Consider the following 22,394-nt stretch of genomic DNA (forward strand, 5'->3'; position numbering starts at 1 on the left):
TGGCTGCTGGCGGGCGGTGCGAACGGGCTTAAGAGAACAGGCCGAGTTTGACCACGCAGAAGCCAGCGAGGATCACCAGCATCAGGTTCAGCTCGCGCCAGCGGCCCGCCAGGGTCTTGGCGGCCACCCAGGCGATAAAGCCGAAGGCGATGCCGGACGCGATGGAGAAGGTCAGCGGCATGGCCAGGGCGGTGATCAGCACGGGTGCGGCAACGGTGATGTCTTCCCAGTCGATCTCGGCCATTCCGGCGGTCATCAGCACCGCGACGAACATCAGCGCCGGGGCGGTGGCGAAGGCCGGTACACTGCCGGCCAGCGGGGCAAAGAACAGCGCCAGCAGAAACAGCACGGCGACCACGCAGGCCGTCAGACCGGTACGCCCGCCAGCGGACACCCCAGCCGCCGATTCGATGTAGCTGGTGGTGGTCGAGGTGCCCAGCAGCGAGCCGCCCATGGCGGCAGTGCTGTCGGCGATCAGTGCGCGGCCCATCTTCGGCATATGGCCGTCCTTGCGCATCAGCCCAGCCTTCTTGGCGACGGCGATCAGGGTGCCGGAGTTGTCAAACAGATCGACGAACAGGAAGGCGAAAATCACGCTGATCAGGCCAATGTCCAGCGCGCCCATGATGTCCAGCTGCAGGAAGGTCGGTGCCAGCGACGGCGGCATCGAGACCACGCCGCCAAACTGCGAAATACCCAGGGCCATGCTGATCAGGGTAATCAGCAGAATGCCGATCAGTACCGCGCCGGTGACCTTGCGCGCCTCCAGGCCGACGATCACGAAGAAACCGAGAATGGCCAGCAGTGCCTGGGGCTTGCTGAGGTCGCCCATGCTCACCAGCGTGGCCGGGTGGTCGACCACGATGCCGGCGCTTTGCAGGGCAATCAGTGCGAGGAACAGGCCGATACCGGCGGCAATCGCCGAACGCAGCTCCAGGGGAATGCTGTTGATGATCCATTCGCGGATCTTGAAGATCGACAGCAGCAGGAACAGGCAGGCGGAGATAAATACTGCACCCAGTGCCACCTGCCAGGTGTGGCCCATGCCCAGCACCACGGTGTAGGTAAAGAAGGCGTTGAGGCCCATGCCCGGTGCCAGGGCAATCGGGTAGTTGGCGATCAGGCCCATGATCGCCGAGCCGATGGCGGCGGCCAGGCAGGTGGCGACGAAGATCGCGCCTTTATCCATGCCGGTTTCACCGAGGATGCTCGGGTTGACGAAGAGGATATAGGCCATAGTCAGGAAGGTGGTCAAACCCGCCAGAAGCTCGGTACGCACCGTGGTGTTGTGGGCTTTGAGTTGGAACAATCTTTCCAGCATGTGGCGCTCCCCGTAACGGCCTTCTTGCCGTGTTTATGCAAACCGAAAGCAAAGCACATCCACATGTGAGTGCATGTTTTTGCTAGCGATCTGGAAAAAGGCGCGCATCATATCAGCTCGTCTGGAGTGGGTGAATTTATGACCGCTCGGACAGTTTATGCGCGCCCTAAACAAGGAGTGGAAGGATGACTGCACGGGCCCTGATCAGCGTTGCCGATGGTATCGAAGACCTTGAATGCGTAACCCTGATTGACGTACTGCGGCGTGCCGAGGTTGAGGTGGTGGTGGCCAGCATCGAAAGCCGGCGGATGATCACCTGTGCCCGTGGCACGCGCCTGACCGCCGATATCATGCTGGTGGATGTGCTGGCCCAGCCCTTCGACCTGATCGTGCTGCCTGGCGGCATGCCGGGCGCGCAGCGCCTGGCCGAGCATGAGCCGCTGGCTGAGCGGCTGCGTGAGCAGGCCAAGGCCGGCAAGCTGTTCGCGGCTATCTGCGCGGCGCCCGCCGTCGCCCTGCAGCAGTACGGCGTGCTCAGGCAGCGGCGCATGACTTGCTATCCGGCGTTCAGTGATCGCTTGAGCGGTTGTGTGTTTGTCGATCAGCCGGTGGTGGTCGATGGCAACTGCATCACCAGCCAGGGCCCTGGCACGGCCCTGGCGTTTGCCCTGACCCTGGTTGAACAGCTGTGTGGCAAGGCCGTGCGCAAGCAGGTCGCCGACGCCATGCTGGTGGGTTGACGCGGCAACCTCCGCTTTCGACGGCCTTTGCGCAGCCCTTGCTGGGCGGTTCGCGTTATTCCGTCTATCGAGCCGGCTTGGCGGCATGATGACGCCCGTTTTAGAGACGCTGTTGCAAACTTATCTGACTTCAAGGGCAGGTTTTTATTCTGTTGTGGCCATGACTTGAGTAGAATCTGACTTCCAGGTCAATAAATCTGTCGTCTACGCTGATTATGCTCCGTGCTTGTAAGCGGCGCGCCTGTCTCTCTTTTGTTCACGCAAGCGGCCAGGCTGCCCTGGCCCCGAGGAACGGACATGTCCACTCCTGAGTTATCCCGCCGTGCCTTTCTGCAAGGCAGCGTCATCGCCGGTATCGGCATCAGCTTCGCCCCGCTGGGCAGCAAGGCTTTTGCAGCATTGTTCGAAGAGCGCGTCACGCGCTTGCCGCAGCCCTGGTATGACGCCAGTGGCAAAGCCGTGGCGCGCATCGACGGGGTGTCCAAGGCCTGTGGGGCCAAGGTGTTTGCCCGCGATATCCGCGCCAAGGACATGCCCGGCTGGCCGCAGCAGCAAGGACATGCGCTGCTGCTCAAGGCCACGCGCACCGAGCAGCTGTACCAGGGCTTCGATCTGTCGGTACTGCCGGCCGAGTTGCAGCCGCAGCGGGTGGTCACCGCCAGTGACCTGCGCAAGGACGGCATCAGCTTCCCGGATGGCCACAACCTCGACCCGCTGCTGCCCGAAGGCCAGGTGCCGATGTTTATCGGTCACCCGGTGGCACTGCTGATCTGGCATGACTTCGAGCGCTATCGTCAGGCCAAGAGCATTCTCAAGTTCAACGACAAGGTGATCCGCTACGGCGAGCAGGCGCCGGCGTTCCAGAGTGACCCATACGGTAGCTTCCGCTTCGTGCGGGTCGGCGGCGCCACGCCGTTTGAAGTCGACAAGTTTTCCAGCCTCAAGGACAGCATGCTGTTCCCGCTGATCCACAACCGCAAACCGGCCTGGGGCGAGGGTAAGGTCAGTGGCGACCTGACTCAGCAGGGCCTGTACCACGCCGAACAGATGCTCAACCAGCTGCAGACTCCTCCGGACGACTGGCTGGTGTTCGATGAGCGCTTCACCACCCAGTCCATCGAACCGGCCGCGCTGGAAGCCGACAATGGCAACGGCTGGTTTGACGTGGCCAGCGGCACCCTGCATTTTGTGGTCGCCACCCAATGCCCGTTCGAAGTGGCCGAGCAGACCGCGCACATGCTCGCGCCGTCACGTTTCGCCGTGAAGACGCTGAACATGCACCCCGGTTATACCGTCGGTTACGGTTCCAAGGACAACAACATCTTCGTCTTCTACGCTGCCCTGGCCGCAATTTACGGCGACGGTGTGCCGGTGCGCCTGGCCAATGACCGCTATGAGCAGTTCCAGAGCGGCATCAAGCGCCATTCCTTCGATATGCATTACCAGCTGGCGGTGAACAAGCAGGATCACAGCTTCCAGATCTTCCGCGCGCACATGGATGTCGACGGCGGTGGGCGCGCCAACTACAGCTCCTCGGTGGCGGCGGTCGGCGCCACGGCGGCGCAATCGATCTACTACCTGCCGCGCAGCGACCTGGCGGCCACCGCCTACTATTCGCGCGGTGTCGAAGCGGGCTCGATGCGCGGATACGGCACCCTGCAGACCATGGCGGCCACCGAGATGATGGTGGACGAAGTGGCCGAGCGGTTGAGCCTCGATGCCATCGAGCTGCGCAAGAAGAACGTGTTCCAGTCCGGCATGAAGAACACCCAGGGCGCGATCCCGGCCGGCGCTCTGCGTCTCGACGAAATCCTCGACAAGGCCGCGCAGCACGAAATCTGGAAGAACCGCGTCGCACGCAAGCAGCGCTTCGATGCCGACGACCCGGACAATCTGTACGGCGTCGGCTTTGCCATCTGCCAGAAGGATTTCGGCACCGGCTCCGAAGCACCGATGGCCAGCCTGGAGTTCAGTGCCGATGGCCGCGTCAGCCTGCGCCAGATTGCCATCGACATGGGCACCGGCATGGCCACCTCGCAGGCCTTGCTGGTCGCCGATTACCTCGGTCAGCCCGCTGATGAAATCAAGACGGGCGAAACCGAGTGGAGCGAGCTGGCCCTGATCACCAGTGGCAATCCCTACATCATCAGCCAGGCCGAGCAGGACGCCGCGCTGCGCAACCCGCGCTGGGTCGGCAAGCTGGCCTCGCCGTCGTCGGCGACCAACTCGTCCTATTACAGCGGGCACGCCACCCGCGAGGCGGCACGTTTGCTGTTTATCCACGGCCTGTGGCCGGCTGCCCTGGCCATTTGGGGGCGGGGCGAGCACGGCGGGCTGGCCAACCCTTATGTGGTGCGCCGCGAGAATGCGCACTGGGTCGAGGGCAAGCTGACGGCTGATGGCATGCCGCCGATTCCCTTCAAATTGCTGGCGCACAAAGCCCATGAGCTGGGATTGGTCACCGGTATCAGCGTGCACGGGTTCAACCGCTGGAGCTGGGCCGAGGGCGAGTTCGAGATCAACGGCCAGCGCGAGCATGTGCCGCTGGATGCGCTGGCGGTGAAATACGGCGACGGTGCAACCGCTGCGAAGAAGGCGCAGATGAGCCGCAAGGGTTTCCACCTGCTTGACCGCATCAGCATCAATTACCCGGTGACCCAGCTGAACAACGCCATGGTCACCTACTACAGCCCAGTGGCCACCCTGGTCGAGGTCAAAGTCAACAAGGGTAGCGGCGAGGCGCGGGTGATCAACCATCACTCCTGGCTCGAATGCGGCCGGGTGATCGTCGAGCAACTGGTGCTCGGTCAGCTCGAAGGCGGTATCGCCATGGGCATCGGCCACGCGCTGCTGGAAGAAATGCCGCTGTATGAAGGCGGCCCCGGCGACGGCACCTGGAACTTCAACCGTTACCAGCTGCCGCGCGCCAAGGATTGCGCGGTGTGGTCGCAAAGCGCGGAGATTTTGCCGCCCTTATCACCCAGCGACCCCGCCAAGGGCATCGCCGAAGTGGTGATGATTCCGGTGGTCGGCGCCATCGTCAACGCGGTGGCCCACGCTACCGGCAAGCGCCTGCGCGACCTTCCCCTGACTCCGGCCCGCATCAAGGAGGCCCTCCATGGCTAAGCGCCTGCTCAGCATGATTATCAACAGCCAGGCCGTCGGCCCGATGGAAGTGGCTGATGACCTGATGATGATCGACTTTCTGCACGAATACCTGAACCTCACCGGCTCGCGCCTAGGCTGCGGACAGGGCGTGTGCCACGCCTGTGTGGCGATCCTCGACAAGCCCGACGGCACCAGTGAGGAAATCCGCACCTGCATCACTGGCGCGCATTTCTTCGACGGCAAGCGCATTCGCACCATCGAAGGCCACGCCAAGCGTGATGCCCAGGGCGAAGTCAGCCAGCTCAACCCGATCCAGCAGAAGTTCGTCGACCAGTTTGCCTTTCAGTGCAGCTACTGCACGCCGGGCTACGTCAACGCCGCCACCGTGCTGGTGGAAAGACTCCAGCGTCAGCCGGTCAAGCGCAGCGAGCTGGAAGGCGAGATCGAAGGCGCTCTGGGCAAGCACATCTGCCGCTGCACCGGCTACGTGCGCTACTACAACGCCGCGCGCGATGTGGTCGAGTCCCTCGGCCTGGTCAAGGAAGGCTAAGCATGAAAACCATTCTGATTGCCCTGACCATGCTCCTGCCGCTGGCTGCCCAGGCGGCCGATCAACAACTGATCGAACGCGGCAAGTACCTGGCGCGCGCCGCCGACTGTGTGGCCTGCCACAGCGTCGAGGGCGGTGCCGAATACGCCGGCGGTCTGCCGCTGGAGTCGCCGTTCGGCACCATCTACGGCACCAACATCACCCCGGACAAGCAGTACGGTATTGGCGAGTACAGCGCCGATGATTTCTACCGCGCAGTGGCTGAAGGTGAGCGGCGTGATGGCAGCAAGCTCTATCCGGCCATGCCGTACACCTCCTATCACCTGCTTAAGCGCGAAGACTCCGATGCCATCTACGCCTACCTGATGAGCCTGGAACCGATCGCCAAACCCAGTCCGCAAACCAGCCTGAGCTTCCCGTTCAATGTGCGTTTCGGCCTGAGCTTCTGGAACATGCTCTACAAGAGCCGCGTGCAAATGCTGCCGGCCGACGGCAAAAGCGAGACTTGGCAGCGCGGCCAGTACCTGGTCGAGGCGTTGGGTCATTGCGGTGAGTGCCATACGCCGCGTAATGCCCTCGGCGCGTTGCAGCAGGATCAGCGTCTGCAAGGTGGCGTGCTGCTCGGTTACGAGGCCCCCAGCCTGCTCGCCGAGGATCTGGCCGCGCGCGGCTGGAGCACCGACGACCTGGCGACCTTCCTCAAGCACGGCATCAGCGCTCAGGGTTCGATGTTCAACGAGATGTACCCGGTGCTGCACCACAGCACTCAGTACCTGCCTCTGGACGACCACAAAGCCATGGCCACCTACCTGCTCGGCGATCAACCGCCAGCACCGCGCAAGGTGAGCGCGGTGGTCTTCGAACAGCTTGACGCCAGCGCCCAGCAAGGCCGTCAGCACTACCTCAACCTGTGCGCCGGTTGCCATGGCGTGGCGGGTGATGGCGTGCCGCATGTGGCTGTGGCGATGGATGGCAACACCACCCTGCGCTTGAACGATGCCCGCAACCTGTTGCGGGTGATCGATGACGGCATCAAGGAGCAGCAGTTCACCGGTTTCGAGCGCATGCAGCCGATGCCGGGCTTCAGCGACAAGCTGGATGACGGGCAGATGCGCGACCTGCTGCATTACCTGCGTCAGGCTTGGGGTGGCCAGGCTGCTGAGCTGAGCCCGCAACAGGTCAGCCAGTTGCGCAGCGAGAAAGGCCATTGAGGCTGGGTGAATCCTGATGCAGCACCTTGATCTACTGGTCGTCCGCCAGGCGCTGCAATGGTCCGTTGCGGGGCAGTGCGTGTGGCTGTGCACGGTGCTGAGCACCTACGGCTCGGCACCGCGCGCGCCGGGTTCGCTGCTGGCCGCCACGGCTGGTGGCGAATGGATCGGCTCGTTGTCCGGTGGTTGCGTCGAGGATGAGTTTCTTGAACGCCTGGCCGCTGGGGCCTTTCCTGAGCCTGTGCACCTGGTGCGCTACGGCGATGGCAGCGACCCACACTCGCAGATCAGCCTGCCCTGCGGTGGCGTGCTGGACGTGCTGGTGGAAAACCTACCCGCCGACTGCGCGGTACAGGCGCACCTGCGTGAGCTGGAAAGCGCTTTGGCGGGCCAGCGCCGGCTGATCCGCGACGTGGCGCTACCCAGCGGTGCCCGCGACTTGCTGGCCGACAACACGCAGGGGCCGCGGGTGGAGCGTCAGCCAAATCGGCTGCGCCTGCGCGTCGGTGCAGCCCAGCGCTTGCTGCTGGCGGGTTACTCCTCGGTAGCGCAGGTCTGTGCGCAGTTTGCCCAGGGGCTGGGCTTCGAGGTGGTGCTCTGCGAACCACGCGAGGAGGTGCTGCAGGGCATCAATTTGCCGGGGGTGGAGATCCGCCGTGAGCTGCCGTCCGAGGTGATTCGCCTGGGCGGCTGCCATGCCGACACTGCCGTGGTGGCGCTGACCCATGATCCGCGTATCGATGACCTGGCGATGATCGAGGCCGTGCGCACCGAGGCCTTTTATATCGGCGTGATGGGCTCACGCGTGACCAGCGCCAAACGTTTCGAGCGCCTGCGTCGGGTTGGCGGTCTGGATGATGCGCAGTTGGCGCGGATCATTGCGCCAATCGGGCTGAACCTGGGCAGCAAGACCCCGGCGGAAATCGCCCTGGCGGTACTCGCCGATATTCTGCGGGTGCGCAACGGTCTGGCACGGGATGCGCTCTAGCATGCCGCGCGTCGTGGCCTTGTTGCTGGCGGCCGGGCGTGGCCGGCGCTTCGGCAGCGACAAGCGCCTAGCGCGTTTGCCGGACGGTCGCGGCCTACTGGCGGCCAGTGCCGAGCGGGCGTTGCAGGTGTTCGCTGAGGTGCATGTACTGCTGCGCGACGAGGACGATGCGCAGGCGCTGGGGCTGCCTGCGGCGTGCCGGGTGATCCGTTGCCGCGACGCTGATCAGGGCATGGGCCACAGCCTGGCGGCCGGTGTGCAGGCCTTGGCCGGTTGCGAGGCCGACGCCATCGCCGTGCTGCTCGGCGACATGCCCTGGGTGGCCGCCGACAGCCTGTGGCAACTGTGCCAGCAGGCCGCAGCCGAGCGCATCGTGTGTCCGCTATATGACGGTCAGCGTGGCCATCCGGTGCTGTTTGGCCGCGCCTTCTGGCCGTCGCTGCAGACCTTGCGGGGTGATGAAGGTGCGCGCGCGTTGCTGCAGGCGCATGCTGCCGCGTGCCAGGGCATCGCGCTGGCTGATCCGGGTGTGCTGCGCGACGTCGATCGGCCGCCGGCGCTGTTTACGCTCTAGGCGCTCTTTTGCCCGTGTGGCAGCCCGTCGCGTGACAATCGACCACAGCCGAATTTGGCGCCCCAGGCGCTACTCTCTGCGCATGTCTTGACCCGCATCAATGCTCAACGTGCGTGGTTGTGCGGGCGCTTGGCCCCGCGTGATGGCTACCGACCCAGAACAATAATCCCCTGACTGATTGCTTGTGGCTGGCATGCGCGCCCGTGGCCGTGCCCCGTATCACCTGACTGAGGAAACGCCATGTTTGGATTAGAGGCTCTCGATCTCGCCCGAATCCAGTTCGCTTTTACTATTTCCTTTCACATCATCTTTCCGGCCATCACCATCGGCCTGGCCAGTTACCTGGCGGTGCTCGAAGGTCTGTGGCTGAAGACCGGGGAGGAGGTGTACCGCGATCTGTACCACTTCTGGGCGAAAATCTTTGCGGTCAACTTCGGCATGGGCGTGGTGTCTGGCCTGGTCATGGCCTATCAGTTCGGCACCAACTGGAGCGCCTTCTCCGACTTTGCCGGGGCGGTCACCGGGCCGCTGCTGACCTATGAAGTGCTTACCGCGTTCTTCCTTGAGGCGGGCTTTCTTGGCGTCATGCTGTTCGGCTGGAACCGGGTCGGCCCGGGCCTGCACTTCTTCTCCACGGTGATGGTGGCGATCGGCACGCTGATCTCGACCTTCTGGATTCTCGCTTCCAACAGCTGGATGCACACCCCGCAGGGCTTCGAGATCATCGACGGGCGGGTGATTCCGGTGGACTGGTTCGCCGTGGTGTTCAACCCCTCGTTCCCTTATCGCCTGCTGCACATGGCCACGGCGGCGTTCCTTGCCACGGCGTTTTTTGTTGGCGCGTCGGCGGCCTGGCACCTGCTGCGCGGGCGCGACAACCCGGCGATCCGCAAGATGCTGTCGATGGCCATGTGGATGGCCTTGATAGTGGCGCCGATCCAGGCGGTGATTGGCGACTTCCACGGCCTGAATACCCTCAAGTACCAGCCGGCGAAGATCGCTGCCATCGAAGGCCACTGGGAAAACCATGGCGATGAGCCGACACCGCTGATCCTGTTCGGCTGGCCGGATATGCAGCGTGAAGAAACCCGCTTCAAGATCGAGATTCCCGCGCTCGGCAGCCTGATCCTGACCCACAGCCTGGACAAGCAGGTGCCGGCGCTCAAGGAGTTCGCCAAGGAAGATCGACCTAACTCAACCATCGTGTTCTGGACCTTCCGGATCATGGTTGGCCTGGGCATGCTGATGATCCTCACCGGCCTCTGGGGCCTGTGGCTACGCAGCCGCGGCATGTTGTTCCAGAGCCGGCCGTTCCTCCATCTGGCGGTGTGGATGGGCCCGTCGGGGATCATCGCCATCCTCGCCGGCTGGTACACCACGGAAATCGGTCGTCAGCCCTGGATTATCCAGGGGCTGATGCGCACCGCCGATGCCTCGTCCGGGCACAGTTTTGCGCAGATGAGCCTGACCCTGGTGCTGTTCGTGGTGGTGTATTTCGCCCTGTTCGGCGCGGGTATCAGCTACATGATGCGCCTGGTGCGCAAAGGCCCGATCACCGACGAAGGCAAGGCGTCTGCCGAGGGTGGCCCAGGCCAGAAACGCACGCCGTCGCGTCCGTTGTCTGCGCCTGAAGAGGGGCTGGAAGAAGGGCCGAATGAAGAGCGTGGCGGCTCACTGGTTGAGAGGAATTGAATATGGGCATTGATCTCTCGCTGATCTGGGCCGTGATTATCGCCTTCGGGGTGATGATGTATGTGGTCATGGACGGCTTCGACCTGGGCATCGGCATCCTCTTTCCCTTCGTCAAAAACGAAGGTGAGCGCGATGTGATGATGAACACCGTGGCACCGGTTTGGGACGGCAACGAAACCTGGCTGGTGCTCGGTGGCGCGGCGTTGTTTGGCGCTTTTCCGCTGGCCTACGCGGTGGTGCTCAGCGCGCTTTACCTGCCGCTGATCTTTATGCTGCTGGGGCTGATCTTTCGCGGTGTGGCCTTCGAATTTCGCTTCAAGGCCAAGGCCGCCAAGCGGCACCTTTGGGACAAGGCGTTTATCGGTGGCTCGCTGACTGCAACCTTCTTTCAGGGCGTGGCGCTTGGGGCCTATATCGATGGCTTCAAGGTGGTCGATCGGGTGTATGTCGGTGGCGCACTGGACTGGCTGACGCCGTTCTCGCTGTTCTGCGGCCTGGCGCTGATTGCCGCTTACGCCTTGCTCGGCTGCACCTGGCTGATCATGAAGACCGAAGGCCGTCTGCAACAGCAGATGCACGACCTGGCACGGCCGCTGGTGTTCGTCCTGCTCGGCGTCACCGGCATCGTCAGCCTGTGGACGCCGCTGGCCCATGCTGACATCGCCGAGCGCTGGTTCAGCCTGCCGAATATCTTCTGGTTTATGCCGGTGCCGCTGCTGGTGCTGCTGTGCACCTGGGCGCTGCTGCGCGCGGTGGCGCGCAACGCCAACTACTCACCGTTCCTGCTGACGCTGACGCTGATCTTCCTCGGCTACAGCGGCCTCGGTATCAGCCTGTGGCCGAATATCATCCCGCCGTCGATCAGCATTTGGGACGCCGCCGCGCCGCCGCAAAGCCAGGGCTTTATCCTGGTCGGTGCGCTGTTCATCATCCCCTTTATCCTGATGTACACCGCCTGGAGTTATTACGTGTTCCGCGGCAAGGTGACTGAAGAAGATGGCTACCACTGAGGTTTGGCTCCGGTCTGCTGCGTGTCGGCCCTGCGGCGTTAAAAGCGGGCTCGGCAAGCCGCTTGCGGCTAACGCGCTTTAGCGCGGCCCGAAGGGCGACTGAAACCAGTAATGCTCATGTACAAAAGTACGCTCGCTGTCCTCGCCTGCTTTGACCCGCCGGAGGTTGTTACTAACGTAGCGCCTTGCAGGACTCTAGCTCGCGAGACCTCAGATCAGTTATGAGGGCGCAAGATGAATGATGTCGATGAGAAAAAGCCGCTGTGGCAACGCCTCGGCTGGCTGGTGCTGATCTGGGCTGGTAGCGTGCTGGCCTTGGGCGCGGTGTCCTATCTGCTGCGGCTGTTTATGCAGGCCGCGGGGATGGGCACGCCGTAAGCGCGATATTGGTGATCGCTATAGGAGGCGCTTTAGCGGCGAGCGTTTACTGACGGCTTGTCGCGGCTGAAGCCCCTCCGCCGGGCTTTGCAGCGCGTTTATTTGATCGCTTTGAGCACCACAAACTTCGGCGTGGCCGCCACCTGTTCGACACCGCGGAACAGCCGTTTCAGCTTGGCGTGGTAACCCAGGTGGCGGTTGCCGACGATCCACAGTTCGCCGCCGGTCACCAGCGCGGCGCGGGCCTGTTGGAACATGCGCCAGGCGAGAAAGTCGCCGACCACTTGCTGCTGATGGAACGGCGGGTTGCACAGCACCAGATCCAACGAATCCTCCGCCTGCTCGGCTAAACCATCGCCCGCGCGAATCTCTACCGGACGCTCACCCAGCGTCGCACGCCAGTTTTCTTCGGCTGATTGCACGGCCATATATGACTCATCCACCAGCGTCAGCTCGGCCTGCGGACTGCCCAGTGCATAGGCAATGCCGAGCACACCGTTGCCGCAACCGAGGTCGGCCACGCGCATGCGGCTGAGGTGCTTGGGCAAGTGCGGGAGAAAGGCGCGGGTGCCGATATCCAGGTCTTCACGGCAGAACACGTTGGCGTGGTTAAGCAGCTCGATAGCCGGCTTTTCCAGGCGATAACGCGTCGGGTAGGGCGATACGGGTGCAGGTTTGGCCTTTGGTGTGGCAAACAGCAGGCGGGCTTTTTTCACTGCCAGCGAGGCCTGCACCGGGCCGATATATTGCTCCAGCAGATCACCGGCGGCGCGCGGCAGGTGCTTGATCATGGCCGCCGCAATCACCTGTGCGCCTGGAGCCAACTGGCCGTGCAGCCGAATCAGTTGCTCCTCCAGCAGCGCCAGGGTTTTCGGTACGCGAATCAGCACCCCATCAAACGGTCCCTGCGCGACGGTACTGGCTGGGACAAACCTCACGGCATCCGCCTGCTGCTGGTTGCGCAGCAGGTTGACCTGCAACCCCAGGTGGCCGAGGTGCGAGTCGCCGCTGCTGGTCACCTGCGCCTGGCTCGCCAGGCTGATGGCCAGTGCGCCGAAGCTGTCATTCAGCACCAATACCCGGGCGCTGCTCGTCAGCCCTTGTTCATGCAAATGGTTGAGCAGGTACTCATCCGCAGCATCGAACGCCTGCAGCGGCTCGTTGGGCTGGTCGGGTTGGCGAAGCAGGTCGAGCTGGGCGAAGGGGGTGCTGAGCAGGGGCATGGATTACTCGGGTAGCAGGTCGCAAGGGCGCGATAAAAAGTGCAGTTGGTCGCTATTGTCGGTGCAAGTCGCAGAAAAGTCTCGGAACTGAGAGCTGGTTCAGTAAATCAAGGTTGTGTTGCGCGCGGCTATGCCGAAAAATGCCGGCCCCTTGCGGATCTGCTCAGTCTTGTCTGATACCCATCAGTCAGCAAGCATGAGTCAGCAAGGTCGGCATTCAAATAATAACCAGGCCCCGAGCATTACGCCCGGCTGCGATCTGGTAGCGCCTGATGATCAGGACTGCGCCGCTGCTCTGCCGCGTCCGCCGAATCATCCATAGCCCACACCCCCACTCAATGAGGCCTGCTTATGCAGGCTTCACGGCGTTCTATTTGCAAAAAGGTATGTTCATGTTCAAGTCCCTGTTGTCTTTAACCTTCACTGCGTTGCTGGTCGCGGTAAGTCCGGCCCAGGCGGAAGGCAAGGCTCCCATCGTGATCAAGTTCTCCCATGTCGTGGCCGAGGACACCCCCAAGGGCAAGGGTGCGCTGCTGTTCAAAAAGCTGGTGGAAGAGCGTCTGGCCGGCCAGGTAGCGGTTGAGGTCTACCCGAACTCGACGCTGTTCGGTGATGGCGAGGAGATCAACGCATTGCGCGATGGCAAGGTGCAGATGCTGGCACCGTCGCTGTCCAAGTTCGAGGCCTACACCAAACAGCTGCAGGTGTTTGACCTGCCGTTCCTGTTCGATGACCTGGAGGCGGTCAAGCGCTTCCAGAAGCGCGACAAGAGCCGCGAGCTGCTGCACGCCATGTCCAACCAGGGCATCTATGGTCTGGCTTACTGGAACAACGGCATGAAGCAGCTGACCTCCAGTCGCGAGCTGCGCAAGCCCGAGGATGCCAAGGATCTGGCCTTTCGTATCCAGCCCTCGTCGGTGCTGCAGGCACAGTTTGGCCAGCTCGGCGCCAAAACCGTGAAGATGCCGTTTGCCGAGGCGTTCAAGGCGCTGCAGGCTGGCACCATCCAGGGCACCGAAGGGCCTTGGTCGAACATCGCCAGCCAGAAGGTCGACACTGTGCAGCCGTTTATCAGCGAGCTTAACCATGGCGCCCTGAGCTACATGCTGATCAGTAGCAAGGCGTTCTGGACCAGCATTCCCTACAAGACCCGCACCGAGCTGGAAGCGATCATCGATGAGGTGTCCTTTACGGTGAATAAGGAGGCCGAAGCGCTGAACAACAATGATCGCGAGCGCATCATCGCCGCCGGCCATGCCAAAGTGGTCACCTTGACGGACGATGAACGTGCCGCCTGGCGCGCTGCATTGAGCCCGCTGTGGAAGACCTACGAAACGGAAATCGGCGCCGATGTGCTGCGTGCCGCTCAGGCCGTCAACCGCCGCTAAGCGCGGGCTCAGGGCAACGCCAAGAGCCCGCAGGTTTTACCGGTGTTTGTTCGGCGAGCGTTGCGCCACACTGGGCCTGTGCACCCTGCATAGGTCCGGTACTCGCATGACCAGTGATGACAAGTACACCCAGCAAACCCTTACCTCTATTCAGGTCTGGTCGCCCAGCCTGTTCAGCCTGCGCTGTACACGTGATGCGGGCTTTCGCTTCCGTGCGGGGCAGTTTGCCCGGCTCGGCGTCGCCAAGGCCGATGGCTCGGTGGTCTGGCGCGCCTATTCGATGGCCTCGGCGCCTCATGATGAGTTTCTTGAGTTCTTCTCCATCGTCGTGCCAGGCGGCGAGTTCACCTCCGAGCTGAGTCGGCTGCAGGTTGGCGACAGCCTGCTGCTGGAAAAACAGGCGCTGGGCTTTCTCACCCTCGACCGCTTTGCCGATGGTCGTGACCTCTGGCTGCTGGCCAGCGGCACGGGGCTCGCGCCGTTTCTATCGATTCTGCAGGGCTTGGAGGTGTGGCAGCACTTCCAGCGCGTGGTGCTGGTGTACAGCGCGCGCACGGCCAGCGAGCTGGCCTATCAGCCGCTGATTCACGGGCTGATGCAGCAGGAACATCTGCAGGAATACGCTGATCGTTTCACCTATCTGCCGCTGGTCACCCGTGAGCAGGTGCCTGATTGCCTGCATGGGCGCATCACCACTCTACTGGCGAGTGGCGAGCTGGAGCGGGCGGCAGGGCTTAGCCTGGAACCTGAGCATTCGCGCCTGATGATCTGCGGCAACCCACAGATGATTGATGATACCCGCGCGCTGCTGAAGCAGCGCGACTTGCAGCTCAGTCTGAGTCGTCGGCCGGGGCAGGTGGCGGTGGAGAACTACTGGTAGGTGAGTGAGCAACATCAGTGCTGACGCCGGGGTATGTAAAAATTTGGTAACGCTTTAGCGCTTAGGCTTTTCTGCCTCAGCCTCTAATATCGCTCCCTTCTTGTGGCTTTTTCCGGACTATATGGACAGTGAGAGATGTAAGCCGCCCTCGCCAATCGCGTCGAGTGCGGCCCTGCAATTAAGCGGCGCAGCCCTGCGCATGCTCCCTCGGCAGCACCCCGCTGCACGACCTTTTTCTCAGACGATGAACCTGTCGCGCGGCCCGTGCCTGCGTGTTGCCTTCGCCTGTGCCCGTTCAACTGACCCAAGAGCCATACACTAAATGGAATGGATCGCTGATCCCACGGCCTGGTTGGGCCTATTCACCCTCATCGTCCTGGAAATCGTCCTGGGTATCGACAACCTGGTGTTTATCGCCATCCTCGCCGACAAGCTGCCGCCCGAGCAGCGTGACCGTGCGCGCCTGATCGGCTTGAGCCTGGCGCTGCTGATGCGCCTGGGCCTGCTGGCCAGCATTGCCTGGCTGGTAACCTTGACTGAGCCGCTGATTGAGGTGTTTGGCAAGAGTTTCAGCGGGCGTGACCTGATCATGCTGTTCGGTGGTGTGTTCCTGTTGTTCAAGGCCACCATGGAGCTGCACGAGCGCCTTGAGGGGCACACACACAAAGCGCCCGGCAGTCGCACCTATGCGCGTTTTTGGCCGGTGGTGGCGCAGATCATCGTGTTGGATGCCGTGTTCTCTCTGGATGCGGTGATCACCGCGGTGGGCATGGTGGACGAACTGCAGGTGATGATGATCGCCGTGGTGATTTCCATGGGCTTGATGATGGTGGCGAGCAAGCCGCTGACGGCCTTCGTCAACGCCCGGCCGACGGTGATCATGCTGTGTCTGGGTTTCCTGATGATGATCGGTTTCAGCCTGACGGCCGAAGGCCTGGGCTTCCACATACCCAAGGGCTATCTGTACGCCGCGATTGGTTTCTCGATTCTGATCGAGGTGTTCAACCAGCTTGCTCGTTTGCGCCGTAAGCGCAGCCTGCAGGGTGAGCGTGGTCTGCGTGAGCGCACGGCGCATGCGGTGATGCGTATGCTCGGCGGCAAGGTGCAAGCCGATGAAGTGGGTGAAGACATTGCCGACATGCTGGAAGGCGGCGATGGTGAAACCGTACTGTTCGACCGCCGCGAGCGGGTCATGATCAGTGGGGTGCTGAGCCTGGCCGAGCAGTCGATCAAGAAGGTCATGACCGACCGCATGCAGGTCGACCGGATTAACCTTGATGACCCGCTGGCGGTTATTCACCAGGCTCTGCTGGAATCACCGCACTCGCGCCTGCTGGTGTCGCGTGGCGATGCCGTGGATGAGCCGCTGGGCTATATCCACAAGAAGGAGTTGTTCAAGGAATTGCTCAAGGGCGAGCAGCCGGACATCGAAAGCCTGGTGCGTGCCCCGGTCAATCTGCCGGACAGTGCCTCGGTACTCAGTGCTCTGGAGCAGATGCGTCAGGCCTCGACCCACGTGGCGTTCGTGGTCAACGAGTTTGGCGGCTTCGAAGGCCTGCTGACCCTGACCGACATCCTTGAGGCCATTGCCGGTGAGCTGCCGGATGCCAGTGAAGTGGATGGGCCGGATATCGAGAACCTCGACGGCGCTTACCGCGTCAGCGGCGCGCTTAACCTTGCGGTGCTGCGTGAGCGTTTGGGTTTCAAGGCCAGGCCGACCGATGACTATCAGACCATCGCTGGGCTGGCGATGAGCCTGCTCGACCGATTGCCGATCATTGGCGATCAGGTCGAGTACGCTGACTGGCGTCTGACGGTTACCGAGGTCAAGGAGCGCCGGGTGGCCAAGCTGCTGCTCACGCCTCTGGCTGATTAAACGCGGCGCAATAAAAGGCACCTTCGGGTGCCTTTTTCAATTCGTCAGCGTTAGTCCTTGGTGTGCTGCGCCTTGAGCAGGTCGCGGATCTCGCTCAGCAGTTCCTGATCCTTGGTCGGTGGGGCCGGCGCTGCGGGTGCCGCTTCTTCTTCGCGCTTGAGTTTGTTGAGCACCTTGATGCCCATAAAGATGGCGAAGGCGACGATCAGGAAGTCGAGCACAGTCTGGATAAATTTGCCGTAGGCCAACACCACAGCAGGCAGATCGCCTTCGGCAGCCTTCAGGGTGATGGCCAGGTCAGTGAAATCCACGCCGCCAATCAGCACGCCCAGCGGTGGCATCACCACGTCACCGACAAAGGACGAGACGATTTTGCCAAACGCGGCGCCAATGATGATGCCCACAGCCATGTCGACCACATTGCCTTTGACCGCAAAGGCTTTGAATTCACTGATGATACTCATGCTGCATTCCCAGTTGGATAAGGTTGGCTCGAGTGTAATCCAGGGTTGATTACTTGCCAGCTACTTATCAGCTCGGCAGGTGAAAGGCTGGCAGTGTTTCAAATGCCGGTTTAGCCAGCAGGTAGCCCTGGAACAGTTCCACGCCCATGTCGCGCAATGCGTGCAATTCGCCCAGGCTTTCGATGCCCTCGGCAATCACCCGGATATTCAGTTTTCGGCACATCTGCAGGGCGGCTTCGACCAGAATCTGCCGTACGCTGTCCTGCTCGATATTGCGGATCAGCTGCATGTCCAGCTTGATCAGATCAGGCTGGAAGTCGGCCAGCAGATTGAGGCCGGCATAACCGGCGCCGAAGTCATCAATCGCCGTCATAAAGCCCTGTTTACGGTACGCGCGCAGGATGCCGGTGAGGTGGTCGATATCCAGCACCTGCTCCTGTTCGGTGACCTCGAAGATGATCCGCTGCAGTGGGAAATTGAAGCGTTTGGCCGCCTCCAGCGTAGCGCGGATGCAGGTCTCGGCCTTGTACACCGCGTTGGGCATAAAGTTGATCGAGACCATGGCCGGTACCTGTAGCCTGGCCGCCCATTCCAGCGCAGTAATCCGGCAGGCCTGGTCGAAGACGTAGAGATTGTCCTTGTTGAGTTTGCTCAGCAGGCTGCCCGCTGACTCACCCGCTTTGCCGCGGACCAGTGCTTCGTGGGCAAATATGGTGCCGGTGCCCAGGTTGATAATGGGCTGAAAGGCCATGCTGATGGGAAAGCCTAATGCCTGCCCCTCACGGCAAGCCGTACAACCTGGTTGGTAATCCATGGCCCTGTCTCTGCTGCAAGCACTCGCGGTCAAGATAGCAGACGTTGCCCCTGTGCTCTGATTTCCGCGGGCTGCGGCAGAGCCGACTCGGGTGGGCTAGTCTCAAGCGAGAACCGCCATGAGGATGTCACTATGCCGTTGGAACATCACCCGCTCAGCCGCGAGTTTCCCGAATACCAGGCGCAGCTGCGTAGCCTATTGGCCAGCGATGGGCATTTTGCCCGGCTGGCTGAGGAGTATGACGAACTCGATAAGCGTATCTATGAAGTGGAGAGTGGGCGCATTGCGATGGATGAGTTCATCTTGCTGGGCCTGAAAATGCAGCGAGTAACCCTCAAGGATGAATTGGCCGGCTACCTGCACAACGCTTCATAACGTTGCCAGGTTGATCAGGGTCAAGTGCTGCTCCCGGTTCGGCGGATAGTCTGCAGGCAGTGACTACCCCCAAGGAGTGCCAGCATGCACGTTGAACATCATCCGCTGATCAAAGACTTCCCCGAACTGCGCGGCGCGCTGCACGAACTGCGTGTCAGTGATTCTGACTTCGCCCGTCTGGCCGACACCTATGAACGTCTGGACAAACGTATTTGCCGTATCGAAACCGGCAACGAAGTGCTGGCCGATGAAGCCTTGCTGTCGCTCAAGCAGGAGCGAGTAGGCCTCAAGGACGACCTCGCGCGCCGACTAAAGCGCGCTGCCGGACAGTGCTGTGGCTGTGGTAACGGCTGTAAGTCATAAGAATTTGTTCATGACCTGCTGTGCGTCGGCCCTACTGCGTTAAAAACAGGCTCGGACTGCTCATTTACAGCTCGTAAACGCTGTGTCCTCGCTGTTTTTTCCAGCCTGAGGCTGGCACTACGTAGCGCCTTGTATGGCTTTAGCTCGCGAGATCGTGAACAGGTTCTAAGTGCGTAAGGCTGTAAATATATCCAGCTATTTCGTATGATCCGGGCTCAGCTTTCAGAGGAGTCCGGCATGGCCAAGGCCAAGCGCATGTATGGCTGCACCGAATGTGGTGCGACCTTTCCCAAATGGGCCGGCCAGTGCGGCGAATGTGGTGCCTGGAATACCCTGGTGGAAACCCTGCTCGAAGCCAATGCGGCCACTCCTAGTGGCCGCGCTGGTTGGGCGGGCGAGCAGGCGCAGATCAAGACCCTGGCCGAGGTCAGTGTCGAGGAGGTGCCGCGTTTCTCCACCGCGTCTGGCGAGCTGGATCGCGTGCTCGGCGGCGGCCTGGTGGACGGTTCGGTGGTGTTGATCGGTGGCGACCCCGGTATCGGCAAGTCGACCATCCTCCTGCAGACCCTGTGCAATATCGCCACGCGCTTCCCCGCGCTGTATGTCACCGGTGAGGAATCCCAGCAGCAGGTGGCCATGCGCGCCCGTCGCCTGGGCTTGCCGGAAGACAAACTCAAGGTGATGACCGAAACCTGCATCGAAAGCATCATTGCCACCGCACGCCTGGAAAAGCCCAAGGTGATGGTGATCGACTCGATCCAGACCATCTTTACCGAACAGCTACAGTCGGCTCCCGGTGGCGTCGCCCAAGTGCGCGAAAGTGCCGCGTTGCTGGTGCGCTTTGCCAAGCAGAGCGGCACGGCGATCTTCCTGGTGGGCCATGTGACCAAGGAGGGCGCGCTGGCCGGGCCGCGGGTGCTCGAACATATGGTCGACACCGTGCTGTATTTCGAGGGGGAGTCTGATGGCCGTCTGCGCTTGCTGCGCGCGGTGAAGAATCGCTTTGGCGCGATCAACGAGCTGGGCGTATTCGGCATGACCGACAAGGGCCTGAAAGAGGTCACCAATCCTTCGGCGATCTTCCTCACCCGCGCCCAGGAAGAAGTCCCCGGCAGCGTGGTGATGGCCACCTGGGAAGGCACCCGACCGATGTTGGTAGAAGTGCAGGCGCTGGTCGACACCAGCCATATGGCCAACCCGCGCCGCGTCACCCTGGGCCTGGATCAGAATCGCCTGGCCATGTTGCTGGCCGTATTGCATCGGCATGGCGGTATTCCGACCTATGACCAGGACGTGTTTCTCAACGTGGTGGGCGGGGTCAAGGTGCTGGAAACCGCATCGGATCTGGCGCTGATGGCGGCAGTGATTTCGAGTCTGCGCAACAAGCCGTTGCCGCATGACCTGCTGGTGTTTGGCGAGGTCGGCCTGTCTGGCGAGATTCGCCCGGTGCCCAGCGGTCAGGAGCGTCTCAAGGAGGCCGCCAAGCACGGTTTCAAACGCGCCATTGTGCCCAAGGGCAATGCGCCGAAAGATCCGCCAACAGGGTTGCAGGTGATTGCCGTAACGCGCCTGGAGCAGGCGCTGGATGCGCTGTTCGAGTAGCTGAACAATGGGCACTAAAAAGGAGGCCGATGCCTCCTTTTTGGTTACTCGTTTGTTTACTCGTCTTCGCCGAGGGCGGCGAGTTCGCGCTCTAGCAGGCTGTCATTGCCAAGATTGAGTTCCACCAAGCGACGTAGGTGGCTGATCGAGTCGAGATCGATATGCCTGCAGACGAAACCGAGCAAGTCATCCTGGGTGCGAGTCAGCACCACGTCCATCTTTACGCGGGTGTCATCGGCCAAGTGCAGGTTGGCCTCGAACGATAGATTGGGGTCGCCATTCCAGCCGTTTGGTCGCTTGATCAGCAGGCCTTTCAGTGAAATATCGTGCAGTTCGGCCGCCCAGCGGCGCTCGCCTTGCACAATCTCGGTCGGTGCGTCGAACGCGATGCGTTGAAAGCGGCGACGCTCATTGGCTGTATCGCTCATGCAAAGAAACTCCTGCGAGGTTTTATCCACTATAGCCAAGGCTGATGCTGCTGGCTTGGTTTTATCTGTGTTGGGCGTGGTTCGGCTCGCAATAAAAAAGCCCGCCAGGAGGCGGGCTTTTTAGCGCGGCGGATACTTAGTGGCCGTAAACCGGGAACTTGGCGCAGACCGCTTTAACCTGCTCACGCACGCGGGCTTCAACGGCGTCGTCACCCAGGTTGGCGAGGATCTCACAGATCCAGCCAGCCAGTGCGCGGCACTCGTCTTCCTTGAAGCCGCGTGTGGTCACGGCTGGGGTGCCGATGCGCAGGCCGGAGGTGACGAACGGCGAGCGTGGGTCGTTCGGCACGCTGTTCTTGTTCACGGTGATAAAGGCACGGCCCAGGGCGGCGTCGGCATCTTTACCGGTGATGTCCTGCTTGATCAGGCTGAGCAGGAACAGGTGGTTTTCAGTGCCGCCGGAAACCACGTCATAGCCGTTTTCGATAAACACGCTGGCCATGGCCTGGGCGTTTTTGATCACTTGCTGCTGGTAGGCCTTGAACTCAGGCTGCAGGGCTTCCTTGAAGCACACGGCCTTGGCGGCAATCACGTGCTCCAGCGGGCCGCCTTGGCCACCTGGGAACACGGCCGAGTTGAATTTCTTTTCCAGCGCTTCGTTGGCGCGTGCCAGGATCAGGCCACCACGTGGGCCGCGCAGGGTTTTGTGGGTGGTGGTGGTGACCACGTCAGCGAATGGCACCGGGTTCGGGTAAACGCCAGCGGCAACCAGACCGGCTACGTGCGCCATGTCAACGAACAGGTAAGCACCGACTTTGTCCGCGATGGCGCGGAAGCGTGGGAAGTCCAGGACCTGCGAGTAGGCGCTGAAGCCGGCAATGATCATCTTCGGCTTGTGTTCAACAGCCAGGCGCTCGACTTCGTCGTAATCGATCAGGCCGGCATCGGTGATGCCGTACTGCACGGCGTTGTACATCTTGCCGGAGAAGCTGACGCTGGCGCCGTGGGTCAGGTGGCCGCCGTGTGCCAGGCTCATGCCCAGTACGGTGTCACCGGTTTCCAGCAGGGCCAAATACACGGCGCTGTTGGCTTGCGAGCCGGAGTGCGGCTGGACGTTGGCGTAATCGGCGCCGAACAGTTCCTTGGCGCGGTCGATTGCCAGTTGCTCAACGATGTCGACGTATTCGCAACCGCCGTAGTAACGCTTGCCTGGGTAGCCTTCGGCGTACTTGTTGGTCAGCACCGAACCTTGGGCTTCCATCACCGCTGGGCTGGTGTAGTTTTCCGAGGCGATCAGTTCGATGTGATGTTCCTGGCGTTGGGCTTCCTGCTCCATCGCGGCAAACAATTCGGCGTCATAACGGGCAAGAGTCAAATCACGGCTGAACATGGCATTCCCCTGAAAAATC

General features: G+C 61.8%; 21 protein-coding genes. 15 read left to right on the plus strand and 6 right to left on the minus strand.

The annotated features are described in order from the left end of the window. Window positions 1-28 precede the first annotated feature (28 nt). Entirely contained in the window at window positions 29-1,321 is a 1,293-nt protein-coding gene (locus OU997_RS11640) for an NCS2 family permease (protein WP_108486874.1), read from the minus strand. 185 nt (window positions 1,322-1,506) lie between these two features. On the opposite strand from OU997_RS11640, the gene OU997_RS11645 reads away from it, so the two are divergent. The 9 genes from OU997_RS11645 to OU997_RS11685 all read left to right on the plus strand — a co-directional run bounded on the left by OU997_RS11645 (window position 1,507) and on the right by OU997_RS11685 (window position 11,572). Next, the gene (locus tag OU997_RS11645; RefSeq protein ID WP_108486875.1) at window positions 1,507-2,061 is read left to right on the plus strand and encodes a DJ-1 family glyoxalase III; all 555 of its coding nucleotides are present in this window, start codon (window positions 1,507-1,509) and stop codon (window positions 2,059-2,061) included. A 297-nt stretch (window positions 2,062-2,358) separates the two neighbouring features. Then, window positions 2,359-5,187 (plus strand): xanthine dehydrogenase family protein molybdopterin-binding subunit, encoded by a 2,829-nt coding sequence (locus tag OU997_RS11650; protein WP_108486876.1) that lies wholly within the window; start codon window positions 2,359-2,361, stop codon window positions 5,185-5,187. Continuing rightward, window positions 5,180-5,719 (plus strand): (2Fe-2S)-binding protein, encoded by a 540-nt coding sequence (locus OU997_RS11655; RefSeq protein WP_108486877.1) that lies wholly within the window; start codon window positions 5,180-5,182, stop codon window positions 5,717-5,719. The genes OU997_RS11650 and OU997_RS11655 overlap by 8 nt, the downstream gene beginning before the upstream one ends. A gap of 2 nt (window positions 5,720-5,721) precedes the next feature. Further along, on the plus strand, window positions 5,722-6,930 hold the full coding sequence (locus OU997_RS11660) for a cytochrome c (protein WP_108486878.1): 1,209 nt from the start codon (window positions 5,722-5,724) through the stop codon (window positions 6,928-6,930). Window positions 6,931-6,946: 16 nt separating this feature from the next. Continuing rightward, window positions 6,947-7,918: an XdhC family protein gene (locus tag OU997_RS11665; RefSeq protein ID WP_108486879.1), complete on the plus strand. Its 972-nt coding sequence runs from the start codon at window positions 6,947-6,949 to the stop codon at window positions 7,916-7,918. A gap of 1 nt (window position 7,919) precedes the next feature. Continuing rightward, a complete protein-coding gene (locus OU997_RS11670; protein ID WP_108486880.1) occupies window positions 7,920-8,492 on the plus strand; it encodes a nucleotidyltransferase family protein in 573 nt (190 codons plus the stop codon). Window positions 8,493-8,732: 240 nt separating this feature from the next. Beyond that, a complete protein-coding gene (locus OU997_RS11675) occupies window positions 8,733-10,184 on the plus strand; it encodes a cytochrome ubiquinol oxidase subunit I (protein WP_267806717.1) in 1,452 nt (483 codons plus the stop codon). 2 nt (window positions 10,185-10,186) lie between these two features. Continuing rightward, window positions 10,187-11,194 carry a cytochrome d ubiquinol oxidase subunit II gene (cydB, locus tag OU997_RS11680; protein ID WP_267806718.1) on the plus strand — a complete coding sequence of 336 codons (1,008 nt, stop codon included), beginning with the start codon at window positions 10,187-10,189 and terminating at the stop codon, window positions 11,192-11,194. Window positions 11,195-11,428: 234 nt separating this feature from the next. Next, complete coding sequence (locus OU997_RS11685; protein ID WP_108486883.1) at window positions 11,429-11,572, plus strand: DUF2474 domain-containing protein; 144 nt, start codon at window positions 11,429-11,431, stop codon at window positions 11,570-11,572. A 98-nt stretch (window positions 11,573-11,670) separates the two neighbouring features. Here the strand turns inward: OU997_RS11685 and OU997_RS11690 are convergent, their stop codons facing one another. Continuing rightward, window positions 11,671-12,795 carry a methyltransferase gene (locus OU997_RS11690; protein WP_267806719.1) on the minus strand — a complete coding sequence of 375 codons (1,125 nt, stop codon included), beginning with the start codon at window positions 12,793-12,795 and terminating at the stop codon, window positions 11,671-11,673. Window positions 12,796-13,187: 392 nt separating this feature from the next. Here OU997_RS11690 and OU997_RS11695 point away from each other — a divergent pair, with 392 nt between their 5' ends. The 3 genes from OU997_RS11695 to OU997_RS11705 all read left to right on the plus strand — a co-directional run bounded on the left by OU997_RS11695 (window position 13,188) and on the right by OU997_RS11705 (window position 16,939). Beyond that, window positions 13,188-14,183, plus strand: coding sequence for a DctP family TRAP transporter solute-binding subunit (locus OU997_RS11695; RefSeq protein ID WP_108486977.1), 996 nt, complete (start codon window positions 13,188-13,190; stop codon window positions 14,181-14,183). A gap of 106 nt (window positions 14,184-14,289) precedes the next feature. Continuing rightward, entirely contained in the window at window positions 14,290-15,063 is a 774-nt protein-coding gene (locus OU997_RS11700; protein WP_267806720.1) for a ferredoxin--NADP reductase, read from the plus strand. A 322-nt stretch (window positions 15,064-15,385) separates the two neighbouring features. After that, the gene (locus OU997_RS11705; RefSeq protein ID WP_267806722.1) at window positions 15,386-16,939 is read left to right on the plus strand and encodes a TerC family protein; all 1,554 of its coding nucleotides are present in this window, start codon (window positions 15,386-15,388) and stop codon (window positions 16,937-16,939) included. Between the two features lie 50 nt (window positions 16,940-16,989). Here the strand turns inward: OU997_RS11705 and mscL are convergent, their stop codons facing one another. Both mscL and OU997_RS11715 read right to left on the minus strand, forming a co-directional pair. After that, the gene (gene mscL / locus OU997_RS11710; protein WP_108486887.1) at window positions 16,990-17,403 is read right to left on the minus strand and encodes a large-conductance mechanosensitive channel protein MscL; all 414 of its coding nucleotides are present in this window, start codon (window positions 17,401-17,403) and stop codon (window positions 16,990-16,992) included. A 67-nt stretch (window positions 17,404-17,470) separates the two neighbouring features. Beyond that, entirely contained in the window at window positions 17,471-18,217 is a 747-nt protein-coding gene (locus OU997_RS11715) for an EAL domain-containing protein (protein ID WP_267806724.1), read from the minus strand. Between the two features lie 132 nt (window positions 18,218-18,349). Between OU997_RS11715 and OU997_RS11720 the strand changes: the two genes are divergently transcribed. The 3 genes from OU997_RS11720 to radA all read left to right on the plus strand — a co-directional run bounded on the left by OU997_RS11720 (window position 18,350) and on the right by radA (window position 20,557). Continuing rightward, entirely contained in the window at window positions 18,350-18,592 is a 243-nt protein-coding gene (locus tag OU997_RS11720) for a YdcH family protein (protein WP_108486888.1), read from the plus strand. Between the two features lie 84 nt (window positions 18,593-18,676). Next, window positions 18,677-18,955: a YdcH family protein gene (locus tag OU997_RS11725; RefSeq protein WP_108486889.1), complete on the plus strand. Its 279-nt coding sequence runs from the start codon at window positions 18,677-18,679 to the stop codon at window positions 18,953-18,955. Between the two features lie 237 nt (window positions 18,956-19,192). After that, complete coding sequence (gene radA, locus OU997_RS11730) at window positions 19,193-20,557, plus strand: DNA repair protein RadA (protein ID WP_267806727.1); 1,365 nt, start codon at window positions 19,193-19,195, stop codon at window positions 20,555-20,557. Between the two features lie 56 nt (window positions 20,558-20,613). On the opposite strand, the gene OU997_RS11735 is transcribed toward radA, so the two are convergent. Further along, entirely contained in the window at window positions 20,614-20,985 is a 372-nt protein-coding gene (locus OU997_RS11735) for a PilZ domain-containing protein (RefSeq protein WP_267806729.1), read from the minus strand. Window positions 20,986-21,121: 136 nt separating this feature from the next. After that, window positions 21,122-22,375, minus strand: a complete 1,254-nt coding sequence (glyA, locus tag OU997_RS11740) for a serine hydroxymethyltransferase (protein WP_108486892.1) — start codon at window positions 22,373-22,375, stop codon at window positions 21,122-21,124. Between the last annotated feature and the right edge of the window lie 19 nt (window positions 22,376-22,394).

The sequence above is a fragment of the Pseudomonas sp. SL4(2022) genome, from assembly GCF_026625725.1.
Classification (GTDB): Bacteria; Pseudomonadota; Gammaproteobacteria; order Pseudomonadales; family Pseudomonadaceae; genus Aquipseudomonas.